This window comes from Deltaproteobacteria bacterium CG11_big_fil_rev_8_21_14_0_20_42_23 (genome assembly GCA_002796345.1).
Taxonomy (GTDB): domain Bacteria; phylum UBA10199; class UBA10199; order 2-02-FULL-44-16; family 2-02-FULL-44-16; genus 1-14-0-20-42-23.
Genome location: PCXC01000081.1, coordinates 54700 through 81175, shown reverse-complemented (window position 1 = coordinate 81175; position 26476 = coordinate 54700). Strand labels below are relative to the sequence as shown.

24 protein-coding genes and 1 tRNA gene are annotated in these 26476 nt (G+C 43.0%); 20 read left to right on the top strand and 5 right to left on the bottom strand.

Going from position 1 to position 26476, the window contains the following annotated elements:
- Positions 1–4 precede the first annotated feature (4 nt).
- Positions 5–718 carry a hypothetical protein gene (locus tag COV43_09560; protein PIR24641.1) on the top strand — a complete coding sequence of 238 codons (714 nt, stop codon included), beginning with the start codon at positions 5–7 and terminating at the stop codon, positions 716–718.
- 10 nt (positions 719–728) lie between these two features.
- On the opposite strand, the gene COV43_09555 is transcribed toward COV43_09560, so the two are convergent.
- A complete protein-coding gene (locus COV43_09555) occupies positions 729–1565 on the bottom strand; it encodes a hypothetical protein (GenBank protein ID PIR24640.1) in 837 nt (278 codons plus the stop codon).
- Positions 1566–1701: 136 nt separating this feature from the next.
- Here COV43_09555 and COV43_09550 point away from each other — a divergent pair, with 136 nt between their 5' ends.
- From COV43_09550 to COV43_09510, 9 genes are all read left to right on the top strand, one after another.
- A complete protein-coding gene (locus COV43_09550; GenBank protein ID PIR24639.1) occupies positions 1702–2997 on the top strand; it encodes an adenylosuccinate lyase in 1296 nt (431 codons plus the stop codon).
- Position 2998: 1 nt separating this feature from the next.
- Positions 2999–3241 carry a phosphoribosylformylglycinamidine synthase gene (locus tag COV43_09545; protein ID PIR24638.1) on the top strand — a complete coding sequence of 81 codons (243 nt, stop codon included), beginning with the start codon at positions 2999–3001 and terminating at the stop codon, positions 3239–3241.
- 26 nt (positions 3242–3267) lie between these two features.
- Positions 3268–3957, top strand: coding sequence for a phosphoribosylformylglycinamidine synthase I (locus tag COV43_09540; protein ID PIR24637.1), 690 nt, complete (start codon positions 3268–3270; stop codon positions 3955–3957).
- Between the two features lie 25 nt (positions 3958–3982).
- Positions 3983–6208: a phosphoribosylformylglycinamidine synthase II gene (locus COV43_09535; protein PIR24636.1), complete on the top strand. Its 2226-nt coding sequence runs from the start codon at positions 3983–3985 to the stop codon at positions 6206–6208.
- A gap of 31 nt (positions 6209–6239) precedes the next feature.
- The gene (locus COV43_09530) at positions 6240–7595 is read left to right on the top strand and encodes an amidophosphoribosyltransferase (protein ID PIR24635.1); all 1356 of its coding nucleotides are present in this window, start codon (positions 6240–6242) and stop codon (positions 7593–7595) included.
- Between the two features lie 189 nt (positions 7596–7784).
- Positions 7785–8894, top strand: coding sequence for a hypothetical protein (locus COV43_09525; protein PIR24634.1), 1110 nt, complete (start codon positions 7785–7787; stop codon positions 8892–8894).
- Between the two features lie 135 nt (positions 8895–9029).
- Positions 9030–9296 (top strand): hypothetical protein, encoded by a 267-nt coding sequence (locus COV43_09520; protein PIR24633.1) that lies wholly within the window; start codon positions 9030–9032, stop codon positions 9294–9296.
- Positions 9296–10156, top strand: a complete 861-nt coding sequence (locus COV43_09515) for a hypothetical protein (GenBank protein PIR24632.1) — start codon at positions 9296–9298, stop codon at positions 10154–10156. The genes COV43_09520 and COV43_09515 overlap by 1 nt, the downstream gene beginning before the upstream one ends.
- A complete protein-coding gene (locus COV43_09510) occupies positions 10122–10955 on the top strand; it encodes a hypothetical protein (protein PIR24631.1) in 834 nt (277 codons plus the stop codon). Before COV43_09515 ends, COV43_09510 begins: the two co-directional genes overlap by 35 nt.
- 3 nt (positions 10956–10958) lie before the next feature.
- Here COV43_09510 and COV43_09505 read toward each other — a convergent pair whose 3' ends face one another.
- The 3 genes from COV43_09505 to COV43_09495 all read right to left on the bottom strand — a co-directional run bounded on the left by COV43_09505 (position 10959) and on the right by COV43_09495 (position 13244).
- The gene (locus COV43_09505; protein ID PIR24630.1) at positions 10959–11543 is read right to left on the bottom strand and encodes a hypothetical protein; all 585 of its coding nucleotides are present in this window, start codon (positions 11541–11543) and stop codon (positions 10959–10961) included.
- Positions 11544–11610: 67 nt separating this feature from the next.
- Positions 11611–12210: a phosphoribosylglycinamide formyltransferase gene (locus COV43_09500; protein PIR24629.1), complete on the bottom strand. Its 600-nt coding sequence runs from the start codon at positions 12208–12210 to the stop codon at positions 11611–11613.
- Positions 12207–13244, bottom strand: coding sequence for a phosphoribosylformylglycinamidine cyclo-ligase (locus COV43_09495; protein PIR24670.1), 1038 nt, complete (start codon positions 13242–13244; stop codon positions 12207–12209). Before COV43_09495 ends, COV43_09500 begins: the two co-directional genes overlap by 4 nt.
- A gap of 156 nt (positions 13245–13400) precedes the next feature.
- Here COV43_09495 and COV43_09490 point away from each other — a divergent pair, with 156 nt between their 5' ends.
- The 10 genes from COV43_09490 to dprA all read left to right on the top strand — a co-directional run bounded on the left by COV43_09490 (position 13401) and on the right by dprA (position 23978).
- Positions 13401–14150: a 5'/3'-nucleotidase SurE gene (locus COV43_09490; protein PIR24669.1), complete on the top strand. Its 750-nt coding sequence runs from the start codon at positions 13401–13403 to the stop codon at positions 14148–14150.
- Between the two features lie 50 nt (positions 14151–14200).
- Positions 14201–14869 (top strand): protein-L-isoaspartate O-methyltransferase, encoded by a 669-nt coding sequence (locus tag COV43_09485; GenBank protein ID PIR24668.1) that lies wholly within the window; start codon positions 14201–14203, stop codon positions 14867–14869.
- Complete coding sequence (locus COV43_09480; protein ID PIR24628.1) at positions 14863–15627, top strand: hypothetical protein; 765 nt, start codon at positions 14863–14865, stop codon at positions 15625–15627. Before COV43_09485 ends, COV43_09480 begins: the two co-directional genes overlap by 7 nt.
- 51 nt (positions 15628–15678) lie before the next feature.
- On the top strand, positions 15679–16227 hold the full coding sequence (locus COV43_09475) for an adenine phosphoribosyltransferase (GenBank protein PIR24627.1): 549 nt from the start codon (positions 15679–15681) through the stop codon (positions 16225–16227).
- Positions 16228–16260: 33 nt separating this feature from the next.
- Positions 16261–16333: transfer RNA gene (locus COV43_09470), tRNA-Arg, on the top strand.
- Between the two features lie 297 nt (positions 16334–16630).
- Positions 16631–20824 carry a hypothetical protein gene (locus COV43_09465; protein PIR24626.1) on the top strand — a complete coding sequence of 1398 codons (4194 nt, stop codon included), beginning with the start codon at positions 16631–16633 and terminating at the stop codon, positions 20822–20824.
- Positions 20821–21609, top strand: a complete 789-nt coding sequence (gene proC / locus COV43_09460; GenBank protein PIR24625.1) for a pyrroline-5-carboxylate reductase — start codon at positions 20821–20823, stop codon at positions 21607–21609. Before COV43_09465 ends, proC begins: the two co-directional genes overlap by 4 nt.
- Positions 21609–22250 carry a hypothetical protein gene (locus COV43_09455; GenBank protein ID PIR24624.1) on the top strand — a complete coding sequence of 214 codons (642 nt, stop codon included), beginning with the start codon at positions 21609–21611 and terminating at the stop codon, positions 22248–22250. The genes proC and COV43_09455 overlap by 1 nt, the downstream gene beginning before the upstream one ends.
- A gap of 270 nt (positions 22251–22520) precedes the next feature.
- Positions 22521–22862, top strand: coding sequence for an integration host factor subunit beta (locus COV43_09450; protein ID PIR24623.1), 342 nt, complete (start codon positions 22521–22523; stop codon positions 22860–22862).
- Between the two features lie 54 nt (positions 22863–22916).
- Positions 22917–23978: a DNA-protecting protein DprA gene (gene dprA, locus COV43_09445; GenBank protein ID PIR24622.1), complete on the top strand. Its 1062-nt coding sequence runs from the start codon at positions 22917–22919 to the stop codon at positions 23976–23978.
- A gap of 59 nt (positions 23979–24037) precedes the next feature.
- Here the strand turns inward: dprA and COV43_09440 are convergent, their stop codons facing one another.
- Positions 24038–26401: a DNA topoisomerase I gene (locus tag COV43_09440; protein PIR24621.1), complete on the bottom strand. Its 2364-nt coding sequence runs from the start codon at positions 26399–26401 to the stop codon at positions 24038–24040.
- Between the last annotated feature and the right edge of the window lie 75 nt (positions 26402–26476).

The window sequence follows — 26476 nt, the reverse complement described above, 5'->3', positions numbered from 1 at the left end:
TCACATGCAATCACTTCAAGGAAAAACAATTCTTATTACACGCTCAAAAAAAAGGGCGGAGCATCTTCTTCACCATTACACTTCTCAAGGTGCAAAAATAATTCATATCCCTTTGGTGGAAACAAAAGCACCAAGTGATCACTTTGCTTCTCTTGATAGTGCGTTAAAGCATCTTCACGATTACGATTGCTTGCTCTTCACCAGCCAAACTGCAGTGGAAGCTTTTTTCACCAGGCCAAGTGCTCCATCGGCGGAAGAGCTTTCGTGTAGAGTGTTTGCGGTTGGGCCTCAAACAAAAGCGTTTTTAGAAAAGCTTGGAGTGCAAGATATTGAAATGGGAACTGTTTCAAGTAGCGAAGGCTTACTCCAGCATCTCAAGCAATTTGACCTTGAAGGAAAACGAATTCTCTTTCCGCGCGCAAAAGATGGCAGCGATGTTTTGATTGATGGCGTAAAACGAAAAGGTGGAAACATTATTTTTGTAGAAGCGTATCAAACCGAGTTTCCAAAAGATTTTAATAAAGAGGCTTTTTTAAAATTGCTGCAAGGCGACGATGTAGACTACATCCACTTTTCCAGCCCATCAGCAGTAAATCATTTTTGTGCAGTAGTAAAAGGCCAAGCTTGGAATGAACATCACATCCAATTTTTCACCTTAGGCGAAACAACAAAAGAAGCGCTGCAACAAACTCCTTTCGCACATCTTCTCAAAAATTAATTTTAAGAACTTATTCTTCTGGCGGTTTGATGGTGATGACGCCGGTGCCTTCGAGTTCGGCATTTCCGATGGGGGGATCGGCGAGTTCTGTTTTGTTGATCACAAAGGTGCTGGTGGTTTCTTGATCATTTTCAAGTTTGAGGGCGATGGCGCCAAGTGGCGGCCGTGCTTGCTTCAGCGCTTTGGCAAGCCACAGTTCTGGAGAGCCGGTGGTGACGAAAGGTTTTGAGTTGGCTTCTTTAAAGGTGCATTCAGATTTCCATGTTTCGAAAATATTCGTTTTCCATCTAAGGGCTATGCTGCCTTTGTCTTCGCCAGTTTGACGAAATGCCATTTCGTACGGAACTTTGGGAATGCTGCACGTGAGCTTGCACTCTCCGCCAGGCCACTTGGCCAAAAAGCCTTCGGCTTCGCAGGTGATGGTGGCTTCACCCTTGATGACGGCTGTTGAGCCTGTGGCAATGCCTTCCAGGTGGATGTGATATTTGTTCAAGAAGCTATTGGCAGAATTTTCGAAAACATAATTTAGCGTGACCACACTATCGATAACAACATTTCTTCTTCTGGCGCTTTCTTCGGTGGCTTCTTTATCGGCCTCAGGTTTAGCTTCTGCTGTTTCTTCGTCAGTTTCTTCTTCGTCTTGCTGATCGTCTTCATTTGAAGAGGTTTCTTCATCGGTGTTGCTTGCTTCATCATCGTCAGTTGGTTCTTGTTCTTGGTTTTCTTGATCGAGGCTTTCTTGCTGCACTTCTTCGTCATCCTGCGCAAGTGACGAAAAAGAGAAGGCGGGGGCCAGAAAAAAGAAGGAAAAAGAAGCGAACAAAAAGAATGGGGTTATTTTTTTCATGGGTGGTACAAAGCTCCAAAAAGGCTTTAAGTTTACCTTGCATATGGGCAGCCCATACGTTATAGGCCCGGCCCTGAAAGCGACATTTTGTAATATACCACAACGTTTTTGTACAGTATTTTAAAAGGGTTACTTTATGATAGAACGATATACCCGTGAAGAGATGGGGAGACTTTGGTCAGAGAAAGCAAAATACGATACTTGGCTCGCGGTTGAAGTAGCGGCCTGCGAAGCCTGGGCGCAAGAAGGAAAAATTCCCGCCGATGCCCTTGCTGAAATTAAGCAAAAATCTCCACAGTATGACGTAAATCGCATTCCCGAAATCGAGGCCGAAGTGAAGCATGATGTGATTGCTTTCCTTACCGCCGTTGCCGAAAAAGTTGGTCCAAATTCTCGTTTTATTCACATGGGTATGACGTCGTCAGACCTTGTTGATACTGCGTTTGCGGCTCAGCTTCAAAAATCTTCAGCTCTTATTTCAAGTTCACTTCAGGCATTTCTTGATGTCTTGAAAGAAAAAGCTTTTCAGTACAAAAAAACTCCTACTATTGGCAGGTCGCATGGTATTCATGCTGAACCAACTACCTTTGGCTTGAAGTGTGCTATTTGGTATGCCGAGTTTAAGCGGCATCAAGAACGTTTTGCTTTGGCGCAAAAGCAGATTTCCGTTGGGCAAATTTCTGGAGCGGTTGGAACCTTTGCGCACATTTCTCCAAACATCGAAGCCCATGTGTGTAAGCAATTGCACTTGGAAGCGGCGCCCGTTTCAAGTCAGGTGATTCAACGTGATCGCCATGCTTTCTTTTTCACCACACTTGCAAACATTGGTGCATCGCTCGAAAAAATTGCAGTTGAAATTCGTCACCTTCAGCGCACAGAAGTTTCTGAAGTGGCCGAAGCGTTTGGCAAAGGGCAAAAAGGTTCAAGTGCTATGCCGCATAAACGCAACCCCATTCTTACCGAGAACGTTACGGGTCTTGCGCGATTGCTTCGCGGCTATGCGCTTTCTGCCATGGAAAATGTGGCCTTGTGGCACGAACGCGATATTTCACATTCGTCTGTTGAACGGGTTATTGGCCCGGATGCCTGCATTGTTTTAGACTTTATGTTGGCGCGTATGCATTCGGTGATGAAAAACTTAGACGTGTTTCCTGAAAACATGATGAAAAACTTAGAGCTCACTCGCGGCCTATATGCTTCACAAAGCGTTTTGCTGGCACTGATCGATCACGGCATGACACGTGAAACGGCATATCGTGTAGTGCAGTCTTGTGCATTAGAAGCGTGGAACGAAGGAAAAGATTTTAGAACTTTGCTTGCTGCAAGTTCAGAAGTAAAAGATCTGCTCACACCAAAACAAGTGGATGCACTTTTTGATTTGGAAAAACATTTTCGACATGTCGACACTATCTTTGAAAGGGTGTTTAAATAATATGCGAGCAAAAATTTACATCAGTTTGAAAAAAAGTGTTCACGATCCTCAAGGTGAAGCTGTAAAACATGCGCTAACAGGCCTTGGCCACAGAGGTGTGCAAGAAGTAAGAGTGGGAAAGTTTATTGAACTCAAGCTCAATGAAGAAGATGCAGAAAAAGCAAAAGAGAGTGTCACCCAAATGTGTGAAAAGCTTTTAAGCAATACCATTATCGAATCCTATCACTTTGAATTAGAGCCGTAATAAAAGATGCGAGCCGGTGAACCTTTATGAAATGTGGAATTCTTGTTTTTCCTGGAAGCAATTGCGATCACGATTGTTTGCATGTGCTTAAAAATGTTTTGGGCCAAGAAGCTTTTTTTATCTGGCACAAAGAAACAGATTTGAAAGATGCAGACCTCATTGTAGTGCCAGGTGGTTTTTCCTACGGTGACTACTTGCGCTCTGGCGCTGTGGCAGCAAAGTCTCCGGTAATGCAGAGTGTGCAAGCATTTGCTAGCAATGCTGGTTTGGTGTTTGGTATCTGCAACGGTTTTCAAATTTTGCAAGAAGCGCGACTTTTGCCGGGCGTTTTGATGCGAAATAAAAATCTCAAGTTCATCTGCAAAGACCTTTACGTTCGAGTTGAAAATAACAACACACCATTTACCAAGCAATGTGCAGCAGCAGAAGTGTTGCGTATTCCAGTGGCGCATATGGATGGAAACTTTTTTGAGCAAGACAACGTGATAAAGCAATACGAAAGAAAGAAACAAATTATTTTCCGCTATTGCAACTCTGAAGGTGAGCTGACGGAAACCGATAACCTTAATGGGTCTGTGTCTGCTGTTGCAGGTATTAGCAATGAAGCCGGAAATGTAATGGGCATGATGCCGCATCCTGAACGTTGTTCTGAAAGTATTTTACACAATGAAGATGGACTGAAAATTTTCCAATCACTCATTCGTTCTGTCATGTGATGTTTGGCATGACCCTCATAAAAATATGACGACACCAACAAAAATAACTCCAGAATTAATTGCTGAACATGGTCTCTCTCAAGAGGAATATAAAAAAATCCTCAAGTTTTTGGAAAGAGAGCCCAGCATTACCGAGCTTGGTATTTGCTCTGTGATGTGGTCTGAGCACTGCTCGTACAAAAGCTCGCGTATTCACTTGAAAAAACTTCCCACAAAAGGCCCACAGGTTTTACAAGGCCCGGGCGAAAATGCTGGCGTGGTGGACATTGGCGATGGCAAAGCTGTTTGCTTCAAAATGGAAAGTCACAACCACCCCTCCTACATCGAACCATATCAAGGCGCAGCAACGGGAGTGGGCGGAATTTTACGCGATGTTTTCACGATGGGAGCAAGGCCTATTGCGCTTTTGAATTCACTTCGTTTTGGAAGTGTAGATCATCCCAAAACCAAATACTTGGTAAATGGTGTGGTATCAGGCATTGGCGGCTATGGAAATACGATGGGTATTCCAACGGTTGGCGGCGAATGTAGTTTCGATGCGTGTTACAACGGCAACATTTTGGTGAATGCATTTTGCATCGGCCTTTTGGATAGCGACAAAATTTTCCGTGGATTTGGTTCTGGTGTTGGCAATCCTGTTATTTATGTAGGTTCTAAAACTGGGCGCGATGGTATTCACGGTGCCACCATGGCTTCGGATGAATTTGACGAAAGCTCCGAAGAAAAACGTCCAACGGTTCAAGTGGGCGATCCTTTCACAGAAAAACTGTTGCTAGAAGCTTGCCTTGAGTTGATGAAAGAAGATGCCATCGTTGGTATTCAAGATATGGGTGCAGCGGGGCTCACGAGTTCTTCGTTTGAAATGGCAGACCGTGCGGGCAGTGGCATGAAGCTTAACCTAGACTTCGTTCCGCAGCGCGAAGAAAACATGACGGCGTATGAGATGATGTTGTCAGAGTCGCAGGAACGCATGTTGATTGTAGCGCAGCGTGGAAAAGAAGATATTGTAAAAAATATTTTTGAAAAATGGGATCTTGATGTAGCGGTGATTGGTGAAGTGACCGACAGCGGAAAAATGCACATCGAACATCGCGGCGAAGTTGTGGTGGATATGCCTATCCGGCCGCTGGTGGATGAAGCGCCTCTGTATGACAGACCAGCTGAAAAACCAAGTGATCTTGCTGCAAAGCAAGAATTAAACCTTGATGAAATTCCAGAACCAAAATCATATCAAGAAGCTTTTCTTACCTTGATTGAGTCTCCAAACTTATACAACAAGGCTTGGATTTGGCAGCAGTATGATCATATGGTGATGACAAATTCGCTTGTGCTCCCTGGCGCTGATGCAGCAGTGGTGCGGATTAAAGACACCAAGAAAGCCATTGCGCTGAGTGCCGATTGCAACAGCCGATATTGCTACCTCGCCCCTTACACTGGTGCAGCCCTTGCTGTTGCTGAATCTGCGCGGAACTTAAGTTGCGTGGGGGCAAAGCCACTTGCCATTACCGATTGCCTCAACTTTGGAAATCCTGAGCGTAAAGAAATTATGTGGCAGTTTACACAATCGCTTCGCGGTATGGCTGCTGCGTGCGAAGCTTTTTCAACTCCCATCGTAAGTGGAAACGTAAGCTTCTACAACGAGACTTCAGGTGAAGGTATTTATCCCACGCCGGCAGTGGCCATGGTTGGGCTTTTGGAAGATGCCGAAAAAGTAATGACGCCGTGGTGGAAAGACAGCGGCGACATGATTGTCTTGCTTGGAAAAACAGAGCTTGATCTTGGGGCAAGTGAATACCTGAGTGTGATTCACCAAAAAGTAGCAGGGTTTCCACCATCTTTAAACTTTGAATATGAGAAAGCACTTCAGGCTTTATGCCGAACGCTTATCGAACGCAAAATGATCAAGTCTGCACACGATGTTTCTGATGGTGGCTTGGCCATATGCTTGGCAGAGTCATGCTTGACAAGGTCTGGCAGTCTGTTAGGTGTCAGAGTGAACCTCCAAGAAAACATTCGAATGGATGCGCTTTTGTTTGGCGAAACCGCTTCACGCATTGTGGTTTCTGTTGCGCCGCAAGATCTTGAAAACCTCCAAAACATTGCAAAAGAGTGTGGCGTGAACAGCAGTGTTATTGGCGAAGTAGGTGGATCCTGTTTCTCCATAAACGAGGGTGTGATTAACATTAATGTTGCTGAGTTAAATGATCGTTGGCGAAACGCGTTTGCAAAAAGATTTTCAAATGATGCATAAGTTTTCTGCGAAGAAGGCTTAAGGAGTTTTTATGTGTGGTGTTGTTGGAGTATTTAATCATAAAGAAGCAAGCAAGCTTGCCTATCTCTGCTTGTATGCAGAACAACATCGCGGACAGGAAAGCGCTGGTATTTTCTCATTAGACGGCAAGAGCTTTCATCAGCATTGTGGTATGGGGCTTGTTGCTGATTTGTTTGATCAACCTCTTTTGGAAAAACTTGCTGGCGATGCTTGCATTGGTCATGTTCGCTATTCAACAACCGGTACTTCAGTCTTAGCCAATGCTCAGCCATTTGTGGTGAATGCGAGAGGTGAATCGTATGGCATTGCGCACAATGGAGACATTACCAACTCGAAGTTTTTGAAAACGCAGCTTGAGGAAGATGGTGCTATTTTTAGATCTACCATGGATACCGAAGTGGTGATGCATTTAATTGCACGTGAAAAAAAAGGAAATATTGTTGATCGCATTACAGCAGCACTCAAAAAAGTTGAAGGTGCTTATTCCCTTACTTTTTTGTGCAAAGAAGGCTTGGTAGCAGCGCGTGACCCTTACGGTTTTCGTCCGCTTTCAATTGGAAAAATTGGAGACGGTTACATTGTGGTTTCCGAAACCTGCGCGCTCGATTTGATAGATGCAGAATATGTGCGCGACATCGAACCTGGTGAAATTGTGTTGTTCAATCAAGAGGGTATACATTCGTTCAAGCCATTTGAAAAAGCAAAGAAGAGGGCAAAAAAGTGTATTTTTGAATATATTTATTTCGCTCGTCCCGACAGCCATTTGTTTGGCCGCGATGTGTATCCCATTCGTAAAGGCTTTGGAAAGCAGTTGGCAAATGAGTTTCCGGTTGATGCCGATGTGGTTATTCCCATCCCCGATTCAGGTGTGCCGGCGGCGATTGGTTATGCCGAGGAATCAGGGATTCCGTATGAGCTTGGCTTGATTCGCAACCATTATGTAGGGCGTACGTTCATTGAACCCGTAAGTGAAATTAGACATTTTGGCGTAAAGCTCAAACTCAATCCCGTTCGCGAAGTGCTTGAGGGAAAACGTGTGATCGTTGTAGATGATTCCATTGTGCGTGGAACAACCTCAATGAAAATTGTAAAAATGTTGCGAAAGGCTGGCGCAAAAGAAGTGCACATGCGTGTTTCCTCGCCACCTACAATTGGGCCATGCTATTACGGCATTGATACGCCAGATAAAAAAGAACTCACCGCAGCAAATCACTCCATCGAAGAAATCAGAAAGTTCATCGACGCTGACAGCCTTTCCTACCTTTCCCGCGATGATTTATATTGGTTCGAGGACGAAAAAAACAAAGACGAATACTGCGACGCCTGCTTCACCGAAAATTATCCCATCATGCCTAAAGTGCGTTGAAGAGCTAGTTTTCTAACCCCTTAATATTTAAAGTAAAATACACCAAAATGCGTGAGCAAACTATTCACGCAACTTTTCTGATGAGCCACCGATAAGAGGTTGAGACATTATGCTGCTATGCGTCTCCGGTTTGACACGCTGGCACTAGGCAATGTGGCTCTTTGAAGGTATGGGAACAAAACTTTACGTATGACGAAACGATTGATTACAACTTGTGCTGTGCTTTTGCTTGCTGCGTGCAGCCAAGCGCCGGATCAGTTTACGGCGTGGCAGGATGAAGTGTTTCCGAAAACGCAAATTACGCTGGAGTCAACGCGCAGCATTACCATTGCCAATCCCAGTAAAGATGAAGAGCAGCATCTTCGTTTTGCAGGCTTTGAGCCTTATTCAAATGCAGAAGGTCATTTTCAAGTGACACAAGTTCTTGTGGGTGGGCAAGAGTCGCAGCAGAAAGATATTGTGATTCCTCCCGGCGATGTCTTGAAGGTAAAAGTCACTTACTCGCCACTGAATTTGGAAACGACGAAAGCAAGTTTTGGTGGTTGGGTTACTGGTGAAACAGAACGCTGGACGCCAGTTACCGAAGACCAAGTAGGTGAATATCAGCAAAGTCAGGTAAAAGAATATTCTGCTCTTCATCGCGGGCTTTTACAGTTTATGTTTGATTCTCCGCGTGAAGGACTTGTGTATGTTCAGTTGATTGGTGAAGCAGCACCTGGGCCAAATGGTGAGCTTGCCATTGGTGCAACGCTTGGCGAATGTACGCCGGGTGACCAGCGCGCATGCTACAGCGGCGGGTTTGCGCTTGATATCCCAAGTTTACTTCCAGGTGGACCTACAGATCTGATCATCACGGGAAAAATTCCCATCACCATTTCTGATGAAGGCGCAACCTTAAGCATGGATGAATTTCCGCCAGTTATTATGTATCTGCGCAGTACAGAAATTCCTGATCTTCCTTCAGGCGTAACCGCCACAATGATTATTACTGGAAGCAAAAAAATAGTCGCCGAGGGAAGTTTTGATGGAACGCGTTTAGATTTGGATGGAGTTTCTTTCCGCATTCGCGTTGTGCTTGGTGAACTTGATCCAGAGCAGGTAACACCTGGCTTAGCAGGGATTGTTGATTTTGATATTCCAAACTTAATGCTTGAAACGCTTGAGCCATTATCGGGCGGAAACATTACCTTACGACTGGAAACCACACTTCCAGCAGCTCCCTCTGGGAACGATCTCTTCGACCAGTTTTTGGGAAATGCAAAAATTATTGCCTTTATGAAAGGGCAGTTAGAATTTTAATACTTCCTTCCTTTTCCTCCCTCATTTTTCTTATTGACGAGAGATTTTGCTTTTTCTAGAATCTGCAGAAACTCAGAACAAACCGTTTTTTCTCATAGTGAAAAAAAGCAGTTTGTTGAATCACAAGGGGAACACATGAACAAAAGAACATTAAAAGGTGCTATGGTAGCTGCTGCGGTTGCTGGTCTTTTCATTGCTGGTGCTGCAAATGCCGACAGCGCGCCAAAAGCTGAAAAAGCTGACATGGTAAAATGTATGGGCGCAAATGCGTGCAAAGGTCACAGTGCATGCAAAACTGCAGGCAATGCTTGTGCAGGACAAAATGGTTGTGGCGGAAAAGGCTTCATCAAAACTGCAACTGAAGCAGAGTGCGTTGAAAAAGGCGGAAAAGTTGAAAAATAATGAAGACTGCTGATTCAAAAGCATGTCCGTTTCTAAGTTTCGGGGTAGGGTTGCGAACAAAGCACTACCCCGATATTCTAGAAAAGTGGCCCAAAGAAGTTGACTGGTTTGAAGTGATTTCTGAAAACTTCATGATTCCTGGTGGAAGGCCGCTTTCAGTTTTAGATCAAATTGCAGAACATTATCCCATTGTGATGCATGGCGTTTCGATGTCCATTGGTTCTACAGATCCCCTCGATTTTGACTACCTTAAAAAACTCAAGCAACTTGCAGATCGTTGTAATCCAAAGTGGATTTCTGATCACACGTGTTGGAGCAGCACTGGAAAACATAGCTTGCATGATTTGATGCCCATTCCACAAACAGAAGAGGCGGCAAAGCATGTGATAGCAAGGGTTAGACAGGTGCAAGATTTTCTTGAACGAAAAATTTTACTCGAAAATGTTTCCAGTTATATGGAGTATCATTCTTCGTCGATGACTGAATGGGAATTTGTCAGCTGCATTGCGGAAGAAGCCGATTGCAATATCTTGCTCGACATCAACAATATTTTTGTAAGTGCTGTGAATCACGAATTTGATCCGCATGTTTATTTAAACGCGATCGATCCCAAGCGCGTTGGCCAGTTTCATCTTGCTGGTCATAGTGACATGGGCACGCACTTGCTGGATACGCATGATCACCACATTCGAGATGAAGTGTGGAAGTTGTACGATAAAGCGCTCGAACGTTTTGGAGATGTTTCAACCCTTATTGAATGGGACGATCACATTCCTCCCTTTGATGAGCTCCTCTTAGAACTCACCCGAGCAAAGGAAAGATATCATGCCTTCAAATCCAAGCAGTCAGCTAACGCTTAAAGAGACGCAAGATCTCATCAAAAAACTTGTGAGTTACTCCGGCGGAATTGAAGCTGCGATTGAACATTACCAACTCCATGATTTGCCTGTGTGTTCAACTGAAAAACTTGATGCCGTTCGACGATTAGAAATTTATGCCACTGCTTATTTTATTCGCATCCACAATAGCTTAAAGGAAGACTATGCTACTGTGCATGCAGTATTAGGTGATGAACTTTTTCTTGAACTCATTCGTGAATATTTAAACGTTCATGTTCCACGTCATTTCTCACTGCGTTACGCAGGAAAGCATCTTCCCCCTTTTTTAAAAAGACATTCGCTGCAAGAGCAATATCCTTTTCTGGCAGATCTTGCGGCTTTTGAATGGGAATTGCTTGAGGCCTTTGATGCGGCAGATGCTGTTGCACTTGAACTTTCAGATTTGGAAGCATGTGCTCCAGAAGCATGGCCAAATCTCCATTTGCAGCTTGTGCCATCTGTGCGATTTCTCACGGCGCAGTTTCCGGTGTGGGAAATACGTAAGCATTACCTGGGCTCTCCAGAAACGGTTTTTGCATTTGAACGCTTGAAAGATGAAACGTCTTCAATAGTTTTGTGGCGAAATGAATATGAAGTGATGTATCAAAGCCTTGAAGAAAAGGAAGAGAAGCTCTTACAGCTTCTGAAAGCAGGGAAAAAGTTTTCTACATTGTGTGAAGAAGCAGAAGATCTGATTGGAAGTAGCCAAGAAGAACTTTTGCACCTTACGCAAATGCTGGCAGGGTGGGTGAAGAGCGGACTCTTAAAAAAAGAACTCTGAAGTCTACCAATGCCACGCAACGTTTGCCATCATGCTAAAGGGAAAAAGTGCTGTTCCATTGTTGGAGCCGCTGGTGCTGTCAATGAGGCCAATGGAGCGAAAGATGGCAGCTCCACCAACTGAGAGTTGCTCGCTAACGTAGTAATCAAGCCCAAATCCCAGGTTTGTACCTAAGCCCACTGCAACCGTACCGTTATTTCTTGTTCCTTCACTAATGGCGTAAACACCGGCACCCAAGAGGGCGTAGGGGTCCCAACGAGAATCGTTGGCGAGAAAGAAAAACTTGAGGTCGAATGTAGGAATGCCCAAAAATTCAATGCCATTGTCACCGTTGCTAGATCCGGCACCATCTTGTGTGGAGACCATCACGCTCACCTGGGTTGAAAATTGAGGTGACCAGCGATAGTCGAAATAGAGATAGCCACCAGGCCCTGGATCCAGCGGTGTTTTAGCATCAACAATAAAAATATTTCCCACCGGTCCAATTCCCATTGAAAAATTGCCCACTGCTTTTGCAGATTGCGGCGCGGAAAGAAAAAGTGAAAGAAAGAAAACGAAGACAAAAAGAGTTGATCGATATGAATGCATAATTCCCCCTGGCAAAATTCTCTAGAATGTTTTTTTCTTTTTGTAAATCCCTGCCGCACAAATTTTTTTAAAATGTGCTGAGAGAGATTTTCTTTTCAGCAATGAGTTGAATTACTTTTGGATAGATCTTGTGTTCTTGTTCAAGAATTTTCGCTTTTAGGCTTTCATAGGTATCACTGGCAGTAACTTCCACAGATGCCTGAAGCAAAATGGGGCCATGATCCATAAGTTCATCCACAACATGAACAGTGCAGCCGGCAAGTTTTGCCTTGGCATCATAGGCTTGCTTTACAGCATCAAGTCCGGGAAACGCAGGCAAGAGAGAGGGATGAATGTTGAGAATATGATTTGGAAATGCGGCGAGTAAGTTTTTTCCAATGATGCGCATGAAACCCGCAAGGCAAACGAGCTGTACGCTATGTCTTTTTAAGCAGCTTACAATTTCTTCTTCAAATTCCTTTTGAGAAGCGAAGGCAGTTCTCTTAACGACAAAATGCGGAATGCCAGCTTCCTCTGCACGTTGTAATCCGTAGGCATTTTTGTTGTCGCTTACAACCACAGCAAGTTTAGCATTGATGCGCTTTTCCTGGCAGGCATCGATGATGGCTTGTAAATTACTTCCATTTCCAGAAATAAGAACGCCGAGAATGAGAGGTGAAGAACTCATAAGTTTGTAAATTGAATGGTGGCATCAGCATCACTTGCTTTGATGTCGCCAATAATCCAAGCGTGGTGTTGTGCACTCTGAATAAAATCGCAAACGCTCTGACTTTGTTCTTCAGGAACAATAAGCACTAAACCAATGCCAGCGTTGAAGACCCTCAGCATTTCGCTTTCGTCAATTTTTGCTGTTTCTTGAAGAAACGAAACCACTGGAGGACGTTGCCAAGCGCTGCTGTTTATAGTTGCCATCACACGCGGTGGTAGAATGCGTGGAATGTTATCCCAAAATCCGCCGCCAGTAATGTGCGCAATGCCGGTGATGCAAAATTGTTTTAAGAGTTGAGTGATGAGAGAGCTGTAAATAAAAGTGGGTTCCAGCAAAGCTTCGCCAATGCTTGATGTGCTGTTTGGAAGTGCTGCTGAAAGATTGAGATTGTGATCTTTGATAATACTTCGAACAAGAGAGTAACCGTTGCTATGAAACCCGCTGGAAGCAACGCCAATGATTTTTTGCCCAACACGTATTTCGGTGCCGTCGATTATTTTTGATCTGTCCACAATGCCCACCGCAAAACCAGCCAGGTCGAAGTCTGTGCCTTGATAGCATCCTGGCATTTCGGCAGTCTCTCCTCCGATGAGCGCACACTTTGCTTGCTTGCATCCTTCGGCAATACCTTCTACGACGCGAGCGTGCAGTTCAACATCAAGTTGGCCTGTTGCAAGATAGTCGAGAAAGAAAAGGGGAGTTGCTCCAGAACAAGCTATGTCATTGATGCACATGGCAACAAGGTCGATGCCAATGCGTGAAACATCGCCAAGCTCTTTTGCGAGCATCAGTTTTGTGCCAACGCCATCCGTGCCAGAAACCAAAACAGGTTCCTTCATGTCAGCAAGATCAGGTTGAAAAAAACCTGCAAAGCCACCAAGTTCAGTGAGAACGCCGTGGCGCTTTGTTGCTTGCACAAAGGGTTTAATGCGTTCAACAAATGCATTTCCCGCATCAATATTTACACCAGCTTTTTTGTACGATTCACTCATAGTGGGGCGACCCGTTAGCATTCATTGAAAAAGAAGTCTAGGTGAAAAACTTCTTGGAATGCGGCAAAAATGCGGGGGTTTTTGCTATTTCAAATCTTGACACATGTGTGTGTAAATCTTACAGAAAGCTCCCTTCTTTTTGAGAAAGTTAACGTTATGAGTAAACCCCTTATTCTAGTTTCAAATGATGATGGAATTCATGCCGAAGGCCTTCAATGCCTTGTGGCCGCGTTGAAAAATATTGCAAACGTTGTGGTGGTGGCGCCAGATTACGAGCGAAGTGCTTCAAGCCATTCGCTTACCTTGCACCGTCCGCTTCGCATTGTAGAGCGAGCGGATAATGTCTATACCACAACAGGAACTCCAACTGATTGCGTGATGTTAGGGGTGATGGAAATTCTCAAGCAGAAGCCAGACCTTGTTGTTTCTGGCATCAACCATGGTCCAAATATTGGTGATGATATTCACTACTCAGGAACTGTGGCTGCAGCAAGAGAAGCGGGTTTGCTTGGTATTCCTTCGTTTGCTATTTCGCTCGCTACCTTCGATCATTTTCAGTTTCAACCTGCGGCGCGCTTTGCTGTAAAGCTTGCAGAGCAAATTTTTGAACATTCTCTTCCTGCCGATATTATGCTGAATGTGAATGTGCCTAATGGAAAAACAGACGAAGACTTCGAGTGCGTCATCACGTCGCAAGGCAAACGAACATATGGAGATCACATTATCAAAAAAAGTGATCCGCGCGGAAAACCTTACTACTGGCTAGGTGGAGGGGAGCTTGGCTTTCAAAGTATTCCCGGTTCAGACTGTGACGCTCTTCAGGAGAAAAAAATTGCCGTGACACCACTTAAAATTAATCAAACTGATTTTGATATGTTGAGCCGTTTGAGAACCTGGAAATTGTGAGGAGTTTTGGAAATATGCTGAAGCCTTATTTGCCTTATGAGAGTCAAACGATGAACAAAAGTAAAAGACATGCAGATGGTTACGATTATTATAAAATAGCCAGAAAAAAAATGGTGCAAGAGCAACTTATTGTCGGAGGAATCAAAGACAAACAAGTTCTTTCCGCGATGGAAAAAGTTCCTCGGCATCTTTTTGTGTCTGCGGGAATGGAAGAACAAGCTTACTTTGATCGCTCTCTTCATATTGGTGAGCGGCAAACGATTTCACAACCTATCATGGTTGCTATCATGACGGAGTTGCTTGAGCTGAATAATCAAAAAAGAATTTTGGAAATTGGAACTGGCTCTGGCTATCAAACTGCTGTCCTTGCTGAACTTGCGGGCGAAGTCTATACCATAGAGCGCATTCAAAGTTTGTCGGTGGGAGCGCGAAAAGTTTTATACAAGCTCAAGTACAAAAATATTTTTTTCAGAGTTGGTGACGGTACTTTGGGTTGGAAAGAAAAAGCACCTTTTGATGGTATTATCGTTACCGCTGGTGCGCCCGTTGTTCCCGAACAATTGCGTGAGCAACTTTGCGATGGCGGACGTCTTATTATTCCCGTTGGAGGAGAAGAAACACAAGAACTTCTTTGTATCCAAAAAAATGGAAATGAGTATACTGAGCGAAAAATAAGCAAGTGTCGTTTTGTAAAGCTCATTGGTGAAGAGGGATGGTAATGCCGCAAAAACGAATTGAAAAAATATTTTCTCTTCAAAGCCTTCTTCACTTTTTTTGTTTTTTCTGTCTTTTCTTAAGCCTCAGTTGTGCCACCTCTTATAATAAACAAGGAAAAGTTCACACGGTTAGGCGTGGTGAAAATATTTGGAGCATAGCAAAAGCTTATCGCGTTGAAGTGCAAGATTTGGCCGAATACAATAACATTCAAAATCCCGATGACATGCTGGTGGGAATGGATATTGCCATTCCAGAGCGTGAAAAAAAAGCTGGTTACAAAAAATTGCGCACCGCTTCTTCATCATCCAGACACAAGCCTTCAACTCAAGCAAGAGGAAGTACTGCTTCTGCTGAAGAACCAAAAAAAATTCATGTCGATCACAATCGTTTTTCCTGGCCCATCGGAGGAGTGGTGGTTTCAGGATTTGGCCTTCGTGGAGGCAGACGACATGATGGCGTTGACCTCAAAGCCAGTATTGGCACGCCGATAAAAGCAGCAGGTGAGGGAAGAGTTGCCTTTTCCGGAAAAATGAGAGGATACGGAAATCTCATTTTAATACGACATACTGATGATTATTTTACGGCATATGCGCACAATAAAAATAATGTGGTGAAAAAAGATCAAAAAATTAAATCAGGCCAAGTCATTGCCTATGTAGGAAGAACGGGTCGTACTACTGGCCCACATCTTCATTTTGAAGTGCGAAAGGGAACTGTGGCGAGGAATCCCTTGTTTTTCTTGCCCAAGCGGGATAAGTGAGCCCCACTTTTTGCAAAAGAGCAGAAAATAAAATGAGAAGATGAGAACAAGATGAAACAAAACCAAAAGGAGCAACGCGTGGAACAACTGGTAAAACAACATGTGCGTGATATCCCTGATTTTCCAAAACCTGGAATTGTCTTTAAAGATATTACTCCATTATTGAGTGATCCAAATGTATTTCGATCTATCATTGAAGTGTTTGCGTCGCGTTACAAAGGTGAAAAACTTTCGGCCATTGTTGGCATTGAATCTCGTGGATTTCTTTTTGGCGCTGCGTTGGCGCACAGTTTGGGAATTGCGTTTGTGCCCATTCGTAAAAAGGGAAAACTTCCCTACGAAACCATCGAAGTTTCTTATGATCTCGAATACGGTAGTGCTGTAGTAGAGATGCACACCGATGCTCTTTGCAAAGGTGATAGGGTGGTGATCATCGATGACTTGCTGGCAACCGGTGGCACTGCCGAGGCTGCGTGCAAATTGGTGAAAAAATCTGGTGGCCACATTCACGAATGCGCATTTGTGATAGAACTTGCTTTCTTAGACGGCAGAAAAAATATTCTTGATGCCGCTAGCTTCGCTATTGCTTCCTATAGTTAGTTCTTGTGTTGATTCTTTTCGGAATCAACTCTTGGGCCCGTAGCTCAGTGGATAGAGCGAGCGCCTCCTAAGCGCTAGGTCACAGGTTCAACTCCTGTCGGGCTCACAGGCCGATGCTGAAAAACGCCAATCTCCTTCGTTCCAGATGCATTCGCACTCCTCACGTACGTTTATGTACGCTCCGGGTGCGAATGCATCTGCGCCTCGGGTTTTGGCATTTTTGAGCATCGGCCATTGTTTTTGAATTGAACGCCTCGCATCTGGAGCTTTTTGAAGCTTGGCCTCAATTGTTTTGAATTGGGGGATTTGTTTTAAAAATTAGGATGATCTTTTTCTTAAAAATGGTAAACGTTTCGCTGCGTTTTTGCTCTCAAATGGCCAGCGCTCACTTAATCCGGGGAAAATGATTATGCATACTTTTTTATATCTTCCAAAAATCTTGAAACATCATGTTGTGCTTGAACACGATATCTGGACACTGTTTTTTCCCGAAGATTATCAAGTTTTTTTGTTTGAAGGGAAAACAGAACTCAACGTTCACCATTTAGCTAAACTTTCAGAAGTTGTTTCATCCGCATTTTCTCATGATTACAAAAAAGAAATTACACTCGAAACCATTCCATTTCTCTTGGCCATTCATCCTGAAGAAAAGAAAATTCGTTTTTATTCTAGGCGTGCTCAGTGGGAATCTTTTTTGTGCAAACATTTAAAACAAGTTTCACTCTCTGATCATCAACTGTCTTTGTATACCGATCTTTCGCAACACCTCGAAAAACTCCTTACTATCGATCTCCACCTTGCTCCCACTATCATAGAGCAAAACACAGCTTTTTATGGGGCTCCAGATTTTTTAAAAGAAGATGCTGCAAACCATTTGTTTGAAGTGGCAGCAAAACTTGAACATGATTTATCTCACAAGATTAAAAAATATCGAAAAAGTATTTTTGAAAAACTAACAGATTACGGTTTGAAGCTTTCTGCAGATTTTAGCCTTATTCGCGTACATCTCCTTAAATTTTTAGCCGTTCTTCCTTCTTTAGAGCATGATACCTATGGCCGTGAAATTAAAAAAATGCTCAAAGAAAGTTTGCGACGTCTTGTTGCGGATTCTTCAGCCATTAGGAAAACAGCATCAGCAAAAGAAATCCCCTTGCCGCGTTTCCTAGAAAATATATTTTCACTTGCTTATAAAAACCTGTTTTTTCTTCCAGCTTTTTTCATTTCACAAGGTATTCGATTTAGTGTGCGCCAAGTGGCCAAGCGTTTTATCGCTGGTGAAAATATTGAGACTTCACACAAGGCATACGCTACCCTGCGAAAGACTAAGAGAGATGCAACTCTAGATCAGTTGGGTGAGTTGGTTTTGTCTGAAGAAGAAGCTGATCGCTACGAAAAAAATGTTCTTTCCATTATTGAAGGTTTAGAAAAACATATACATCGCGGCGAAAAAAATTCAGCTGGCATTTACAAAGCCCATGTTTCGGTCAAGCTTTCGGCTTTGTGTTCAGATTATAATTTTGCAGCGATAGACAACACTTACAAAAAAGTGGGTCCAAGATTAGCGCGCATACTTCGAAAGGCAAAAGATAAAGAAGTTTTCATTAATGTCGATGCCGAGCATTACCATTATCGCGATTTATCGTTTGAAATGCTGAAAAAAACTTTGTACGACAACGAAGACTTGAAGCAATATGATCAAGTGGGCATTGTCTTGCAAGCATACCTTCGGGATAGCATCACTCATTTTCAAGATTTGCTCCAGTTTGCCCAAGAACGAAAAGTGCGAATGCCAATTCGTTTAGTAAAAGGTGCTTATTGGGATGCAGAAACAGTTGAAGCCAACGCGCACAATTACGATGCACCACAGTTTTTAAACAAAGAAGAAACTGATATTTGTTTCAGACAACTTGTTTTCCTTCTTTTAACAGAATCAAATTACTTTCAACTCTGTCTTGCTTCTCACAATATTTTTGATCATTGTTTTTCCGAAACGGTGCGTGAGCTTTGTTTTCCTGAATCTCCCGTGATTGAGCATCAATGTCTTCATGGTACTTTCGAAGCTTTGTCGTGTGCCATGGTTGAATTGGGCTGGCCGGTGAGGAATTATATTCCCCTTGGAAAATTGATCGAAGGAATGGGATATTTGGTAAGAAGAATTATGGAAAATTCTTCACAAGTGGGCGTGTTGACTCAAATGCGAAAAGAGAAAAACGTCTCTCAAGAATTTGCTCATCAACTCATTCAAGAAAAAAGAAAAAAAGGAACCCTCTCTTTTGATCACTCTGTTACTCACATAAGCGATACTTTTTCAAATATAGCTCCCATTCAATTTTATAAAAAAGAGGAAAGAGAATGTTTTGATGCAGGTTTTCAACATTACCTCCAGCATCAGCTTGGAAACATCCACGCAACCGGAAATAGAAATGGAAAAATGATTGATGTCTTTTCTCCGTCACATGAAAACTTGAGAGTAGGTTCAGTGCAATTTTCAACTCAAGATGACGTGAATGTTTTGCTTGAAAAAGCCGAGAGGAATTTTCAAGTTCATGCATGGCCTCGTTTGCCGTCAATTGTGAGAACAAGCCTCATCAAAAGAGCCGCAGAACATTTGCTTCTGGCGCGGAGAGAATTTTCGTACCTCATTGCACTTGAATCTGGAAAGCAATTCCGAGAAGCCGTTGCCGATGTAGACGAAGCTATCGATTTTCTCAACTTTTATGCTCAAGAAGAAATGCGAGTTTCACATGGTACAAAGGCCATTTATGCCCGCGGTATTTTTTCTGTTATTGCACCTTGGAATTTTCCGTTAGCAATTCCATGTGGAATGTCGATAGCAGCACTTGTGAGTGGAAATGTGGTTTTGCTGAAATCTGCAGAAAGAACACCTCTTGTCATCGAAGCTTTTACAGATTTGCTCTATAAGGCAGGAATTCCTCGAGAAGTATTTTCGCATGTTCCCGGCAAAGGCTCAGAAATAGGGAATTTGCTGACAGAACACAAAGCGGTTTCAGGCATAGTGTTTACAGGTTCAAAACAAGTTGGCTTGGATATCTCACGAAAAGCTGCAAGCAGATTGTATTTTCATCCAGAGTTACAAGAAGAACTTCCGGTAAAGGTCATTACCGAAATGGGTGGGAAAAATGCCATTATCATCACGAGCAATGCAGAGTTAGATGAAGCGCTTTCTGGTGTCCTTTATTCTTGTTTTGGACATGCTGGCCAAAAATGTTCTGCTGCTTCACGATTGATTGTACACGAATCCATTAAAGATAAATTTGCCCAGCGTTTGAAAGCTGCTTGTATGGATATGCAAGTGGGAAGCGCGGTTGATCATGCTACCTATATGAATCCGCTTGTTTCCGCTCGCGAAAAAGAACGATTGCTTTCACAAATTGCTGAATGCAAGAATGAGTGCAAACAGTTTGGTGGATCAGTTTTGATAGACAGATCACAAGAAAAACTTCCGCCTGCTTATCTTGCTCCAGTTGTATTCGAAATTCCTTACAAAAGAGCGCTTACCAAAGAAAGCTGGTCACAAAAAGAATTATTTGGTCCAGTGATTCATCTTATTTCTTATCGTAGCGCCGCTGAAGCGGTGGCGCTGTTTAATGCAACGGAATATGCGTTAACGGGAGGAGTCTATAGCCAATCCCAAGATGAAATTGATGATTTCTTACAGCATCTGGAAGCAGGAAATATTTATGTGAACCGCGCATGTACTGGCGCAAGAGTTGCTATAGAACCATTTGGTGGCTTTAAGCTTTCTGGAACGGGTCCAAAAGCTGGTGGGAAAACCTACATAGAAGCTTTTCACCTCGAAGAAAAATACCTTGGTCCAAAGCAAACAGAAGATGTTTATTTTTCTGAATCCGAAACTGAAAGACAAAAAATTCACTTTGCTTCTTCATCAATCCCAGACGTAAAAAAGCGAATTGTTTTGCTTTCGGAAGCATTGAATATTTTTGAATACGAAAAAAATATTCTGTTTAGTTTTCCTGAAGATCATCACTATATTTTAAAGGCTTGGAAAACTTGGTTAGAAAAACAATTTTTAGAATATTTTGAAGAAGGGGAAAACAATCTTTCTATTCCTGGCCAGCACAATGTGAATAACGTAAAAATGTCGAAGGAAAAAAGTTTATATGTTGCGGTGAATAAAAAACCACATATGAGTTTTGTTCCTTTTTTGTTTTCATCACTTGCAGCAGCTTGTCCTGTTACGCTTTTATCTCAAACGTTGGCTTCGTACGAAAGTTGGAATTACATTGTAAATGTTTTGTACAAAGTTGGATTCACGTCTGAACAGATAGCCCTTTTCAAAGCTTCTCCAGTACAGGTAAAGGCTGCAGCATGTAATGTTCATCTTCCCGTTGTAATGCTAGAAGGTTCCAATAGAGATATTGCCCTCTATCTTAAAGAGATTTATTCGATTTCAGAAGAAGAAAAATATGTAAAAACGGTTTTGACTGAACTTGATTTTCCATCTTATGATTTCGAAACTTACTTTGCGCCATTTGTTCAAACAAGATCATTTGCCGTGAACACGATGCGATATGGAGCACCACTTGAACTTGGTGTTGAAAGGAAAAGAGAATGAAGAAGCTTGCACTTTTAGGATGTGGAAATATGGGAACCGCTATTGCGCTTGGTGTTTCAAAGCATCAACATGGAATTCACGTTTTCACTTATGATCCCGACCACAAAAAATCCCTTGAACTTGCAGATCGCATTTCGGGAACGGCTGTAAAATCATACGAAGAACTTAAAGAGTGTGATGCTTTTCTTCTTGCGTGTAAACCTCAGCAATTTAAAGAACTGGCAACACAGTTAAAAAAACACCTCTCTTCGGAAAGTCTTGTGCTGTCTATCATGGCTGGCGTCTCTACAAAAACACTTTCAGCAGCTTTGCCAGCAAAAAAACTTGTTCGCGTCATGCCAAACACTCCGTGTTTAATTGGAAAAGGAGTGTGTGGTATTTATGCTTTGGGCTTAAGTGAAAGCGAAGAAAAAGAAGTGCACGCACTTTTTTCTCCCATTTCAAAAACCTACGCCTTTTCTTCCGATGATGAAATCGATAAAGTTACTGCCATTACAGGTTCAGGTCCGGCCTATGTTTTTGAGTTTGCGCGCGTGCTTTCAAAAGCTTTTTCTCAGATGGGCATCGCGGCAGAAAAAGCAGAAGACATGGTAAAACAACTTTTCGTTGGCAGCAGTGCGCTTATGCAAGAGGCAGAAGAAAGTATTGAAACATTACGCAATCAAGTGACTTCAAAGGGAGGAACAACCGAAGCCGCTCTCAACACTTTGCACGAAACACAATTTGAAGACATGCTTACAGCTGCAACACAATCAGCATACAAACGAGCGAAGGAGTTGTCGTAATGGTGAGAGAAATTCCCTTTTTCCCAAATACTGGTGATGGAACGCATTGCTGGCAAGCTGTGCTGATGATGGTGCTTTCTTATTTTGAGCCAGAGCAACATTTTTCCTATGAGGAGCTCGATCGTATTTCAGCAAAGCAAGATGGAAAGTGGACATGGCCAACGGCTTCAATGCTCTGGCTTCACAAAAGAGGATACAATTTAAAGCTGATTGAAGATTTTGATTTTGCAGATTTTGCGCAAAGAGGCGAAGCTTACGTGATTGATCGTTGTGGGGAAGAGGTGGGCAAGATTCAAATTGAGCAAAGCAATATTCTACAAGAGCTTGCCTTTGCGCGCGAATTTTCTCAGTTGTCACCAAATCCACTTGAAGTCAGGCTTCCTGCCCTTGAAGACTTGAAACAGTTGAAAAGCGAAGGATATCTTTCCATTTGTAATGTGAATGCTTCACTTTTGTATCAGCAGCCTGGTTATTCTGCGCACTTTGTTTTGGTGTGCGATGTTGGCGAAACGCATGTAACCCTCCACGATCCTGGTTTGCCACCACAAGCCTCAGTGAAGATAAAACGTGAAGTCTTTGAAAAGGCATGGGCCTTTCCGAGCGAACGAGAAAAAAACGTTTTGGCCCTTAAAAAGGGTTGAGGGGAGTTCTGGGAAAAGCCCTGGTTTTAGGAGCTGTTTTTCTTCTTCCCTTCATGTGAAATCAAGGAAGTTCCTGTAAGCACCTGTTTATGAAGGTGAATAAAAAATGAATCCACAGTCATCTGGAATCGTTCGCTATAATGCCTTTAAAAGGCAGTTTGGCGCAATTCTTCCTTTCTCCAATTTCTTTTTGAAAAGCACGTTGACAGTCGCGGTGGGCAGGTGGTAAAATTCTTAAGTAATTTCAAAACATTACGTGAGGAGGTCGTTATGACCAAGTCTGAGTTAGTTTTGCTGATTTCTGAAAAGGCCAGAATCACCAAAAAAAGAGCGGAAGATGCCATAAACCTTATTTTTGATTCCATGACCAAAGTGATGGCTCGTGGAGGGAGAATCGAGATAAGAGGCCTGGGCAGTTTCATGGTGAAAGAGTACGGCGGGTACAAGGGAAGAAACCCTCGAACTGGCGAGTCTATTCATGTGAAGCCAAAGCGCTTGCCCTTTTTTAAGGTGGGCAAAGAGCTGAAGGAGCGCGTGGATTCTTTAGGTTCGGACAAGCCGTCTTCTGAGTCGTCTTCGGGTTCTTTTTCAGGATCATTTGGACATAAATAAGTAGTTTTTCATTTTCTTATTCACTTTTTTAGTGCCGGTACTGAAAGGGGTAGTATGAATCAGCACCGGCATTTCTGTATCTCTCATCTTTGTCTCCACGCACTCTTATATTCTAGACCAAGGCAGACCAAACGTTTGTTTCAGCGTTATGGCGACGCCAAGCTTATCTGGAATCTTCCACTTGCTACACTTGCGCAAGAACTGCGAATGGAAACAGAAAAACTCAACATTTTAAAATCTGAAATCGAAAAAAGAGAAATGCGATTCAAAGCAGATTCGATTTCACAAGATTTTAAGTTGATTTCATATGCAGATGAAACGTATCCGCACGTGCTTCGAAATATTTTTGATCCTCCTGCTTTTTTGTGGATGCAGCATAAACTCCCTCTTCAAGCTCAGAAGTGTGTGGCTATTGTGGGCAGCAGACGAGCCAGCAAGTGGGCTTTGGATTTTACATATCGGCTTTCTGTAGAACTTTCAGAGCGTGGTGTATGTGTGATCAGTGGACTTGCTTATGGCATTGACATTGCGGCGCACAAGGGAGCTTTGTTTGCTGATGCTTCAACCGTTGCTGTCTTGGGAAGTGGCCTCAAGAAAATGTATCCGCATTCTCATGCAAAATTAGCCGAAGAGATCGCGCACAAAGGTGCTGTGATTTCAGAATTTCCACTCGAGATGGATGCCAATCCGTGGCAGTTCCCGCAGCGAAATCGCATTGTGAGTGCCTTAGCCGATGGTGTTATTGTGATTGAGGCGGCACAAAAAAGTGGAAGCCTCATCACTGCAGACTTTGCACTTCAGCAAGGCAAAGAAATGATGGTTGCTCCTGGAAGGGCTGGCGAAAAAGAGTGCGCAGGAAGTAATGCTTTGCTTCGGGAAGGTGCTGTCCTTATTGAATCTGCTGACGATGTCTTCGAAGCTTTGTCGTGGCAAAGTGAGTTAGATGTGCAGAAAGTAGAAAAAAAACAAAAGTACAAATTAGAGTCTTTGTTTACCGTGGAAGATTTTGCAGTCAAAGAAAAACTGGCCTTGCATCAGGCCAGTTTAGTGTTGATGGAAAAAATAATCGCAGGTGAAATTGAAGAATGCACCGGCGGATTATTTAAATGCAGATAACAAAATTGTCAGATGAGATTCCCGCTTCAATCATGCGGGAATGACAAAAGTTTTGAGAATTATGCATCAGCTTTTTTGCGTCTTCGATATTGCTTTGGTTCAGAAAAAATTTCGAGCGCACGTTTTAAGGTGATGGTGTAAACATCGTCTGGCGCTTTAATTGATCTGAAGTCTTTCTGATGCACCACATATGGTCCAAAGCGGCCGTTGTTGGCCATGATGGTTTCACCTGTTTCGGGATGTGTGCCAAGTGTTCTGGGCAAGCTTAGCCATTTCAGCGCTTGCTCTTGCGTAACATCAGAAATTTTTACTTCTTTTGGAATGCTTGCACGTCGCGGTTTAGGATTGTCATCACTTACTTCGCCCAGTTGAACATAAGGGCCAAAGCGCCCAATGAGGCAGTAAATAGCTTCGCCAGTTTGAGGATCTTTTCCAATCGACTGCGGACCTTGTTTACTGGTTTCAATAATTTCATGAAGGATTTCATCGGTAAGATCTGCTGGAGCGACATCTTCTGGAATAGTTGCTTTCACTTCGTCTTTGCCTTGTTTTGAAACAAGGTAAGGGCCATATTTGCCCACGAACACTTGCGCATTCTTTAACCCTTCCAGAAAGATTTCTTTGCTTTTTTGGGCATCAATTTTTTCTTCTTTTTTTGCAACAGCCGATTCTAAACCTGAGCTGCCAAGATAAAAATCTTTGAGATAGGGAAGATGTTCACGTTTTCCTTCTGCAATTTCATCCAGAGCTTCTTCCATGTGCGAAGTAAAATGATAATCAATAAGATGTGCAAAATGTTCTTCAAGAATTTGAACAACAGAAAAACCAATGAACGTAGGAATGAGAGCGTTTGCTTGTTTGCGAGCGTAGTTACGTTCCAAAATGGTGCCGATAATACTTGCATAGGTGGAAGGGCGACCGATGCCATCTTTTTCAAGTTGTTGCACCAGTGATGCTTCGGTGTAACGTGCAATTGGTTTTGTTTCGTGATTGAGCACTTCAAGGGTTTTGATGTTTACCTTGTCGCCAGTTTTCATTTCGGGAAGAATGACTTCTTTATCCACAAGCGCTGCGTCTGGATTGTCACTTCCTTCTACATAAGCGCGAAGAAAACCTGGAAAGGTGATGCGTGTTCCGGATGCTGAAAACAAGGCGTCACCAACTTCAATTTTTACCGTCATGTAACGCTTTTTTGCTTCGGCCATTTGACTGGCAACAGTCCTCATCCAAATTAAGTTGTAGAGCGCAAGTTCTTTTCCTGTAAGGCCTGCTTCGTCTGGATGCGTAAAGCTATCACCCGCCGGGCGAATAGCTTCGTGGGCTTCTTGCGCGCCTTTGGCTTTTGCTGAAAACTGCCTTACTTCGTCCGAAAGATATTCTTTTCCATAAAGTTTTTCTACGAACCCCCTGGCAGCGTTGATAGCCTGCGCCGAAAGGTGAGGAGAATCAGTTCTCATATAGGTAATGAGACCTTGCTCGTAGAGTTTTTGCGCTACGCGCATGGTGTCGCGCGCTGACAATCCCAGTTTACGGTTTGCTTCTTGCTGAAGCGTAGAAGTGATAAAAGGTGGAGAAGGTTTTTGTGTGGCGTCTTTTTCTTCTACACTTTTTACAATCCAATCTTTTGTGAAAAGATCGTCCTTTAATTTTTTTGCTTCTTCTTCAGTGAGGATAAAAACATTTCCATCACTTTTAAGTTGGCCTGTGTGAGCATCGAAATCTTTTCCGATGGCAAGTTTCTTTTTTTGAAACTCTAAAAGTCTTGCTTCAAATTCTTTTTTATCTTTTTGCAATAAAGCTTTTAGGCTTGAGTAAATGGCTTTCTTGAAACGTCGGCGTTCTCGCTCGCGTTCAACCAAAAGACGAAGACCTACCGATTGCACTCTTCCAGCCGAAAGACCGTAAGCAATTTTTTTCCAGAGAAGTGGAGAAAGGGTGTAGCCATAAAGGCGATCCAAAATTCTGCGTGTCTCTTGTGCTTGAACCAATTTTTCATCCAAGGCGCGGGTGTGTGAAAGGGCATCTTGAATAGCCGATTTTGTAATCTCGTGAAAAATCATGCGCTTGGTTGGAATTTTTGGTTTGAGCAATTCGGTGAGATGCCAGGAAATGCTTTCTCCTTCGCGATCTTCGTCCGTTGCCAGATACAATTCATCTGCATCTTTCATTTTCTTTTTGAGGTCGGTAATGATTTTCGATTTTCCTTTGGGCACTACATATAAAGGCTCGAAGTTATTTTCTACATTTACCCCAAGTTTTGCCCAAGCCTCATCTTTGTATTTTGCGGGAATGGCCGCTGAAGATTGGGGAAGGTCGCGAATGTGGCCCATGCTGGCTTCGACGACATAGTTTTTTGGGAGAAATTTTCGTATCGTTTTGGCTTTTGTGGGAGATTCCACAATCACAAGACATTTGGTGCTCATGTATATACCCTTCGCAAAAGTTAAGAAAAGCAGGCTTGATATAGCCGCTATTTCACTTTTGTAAAGACTTCAAGG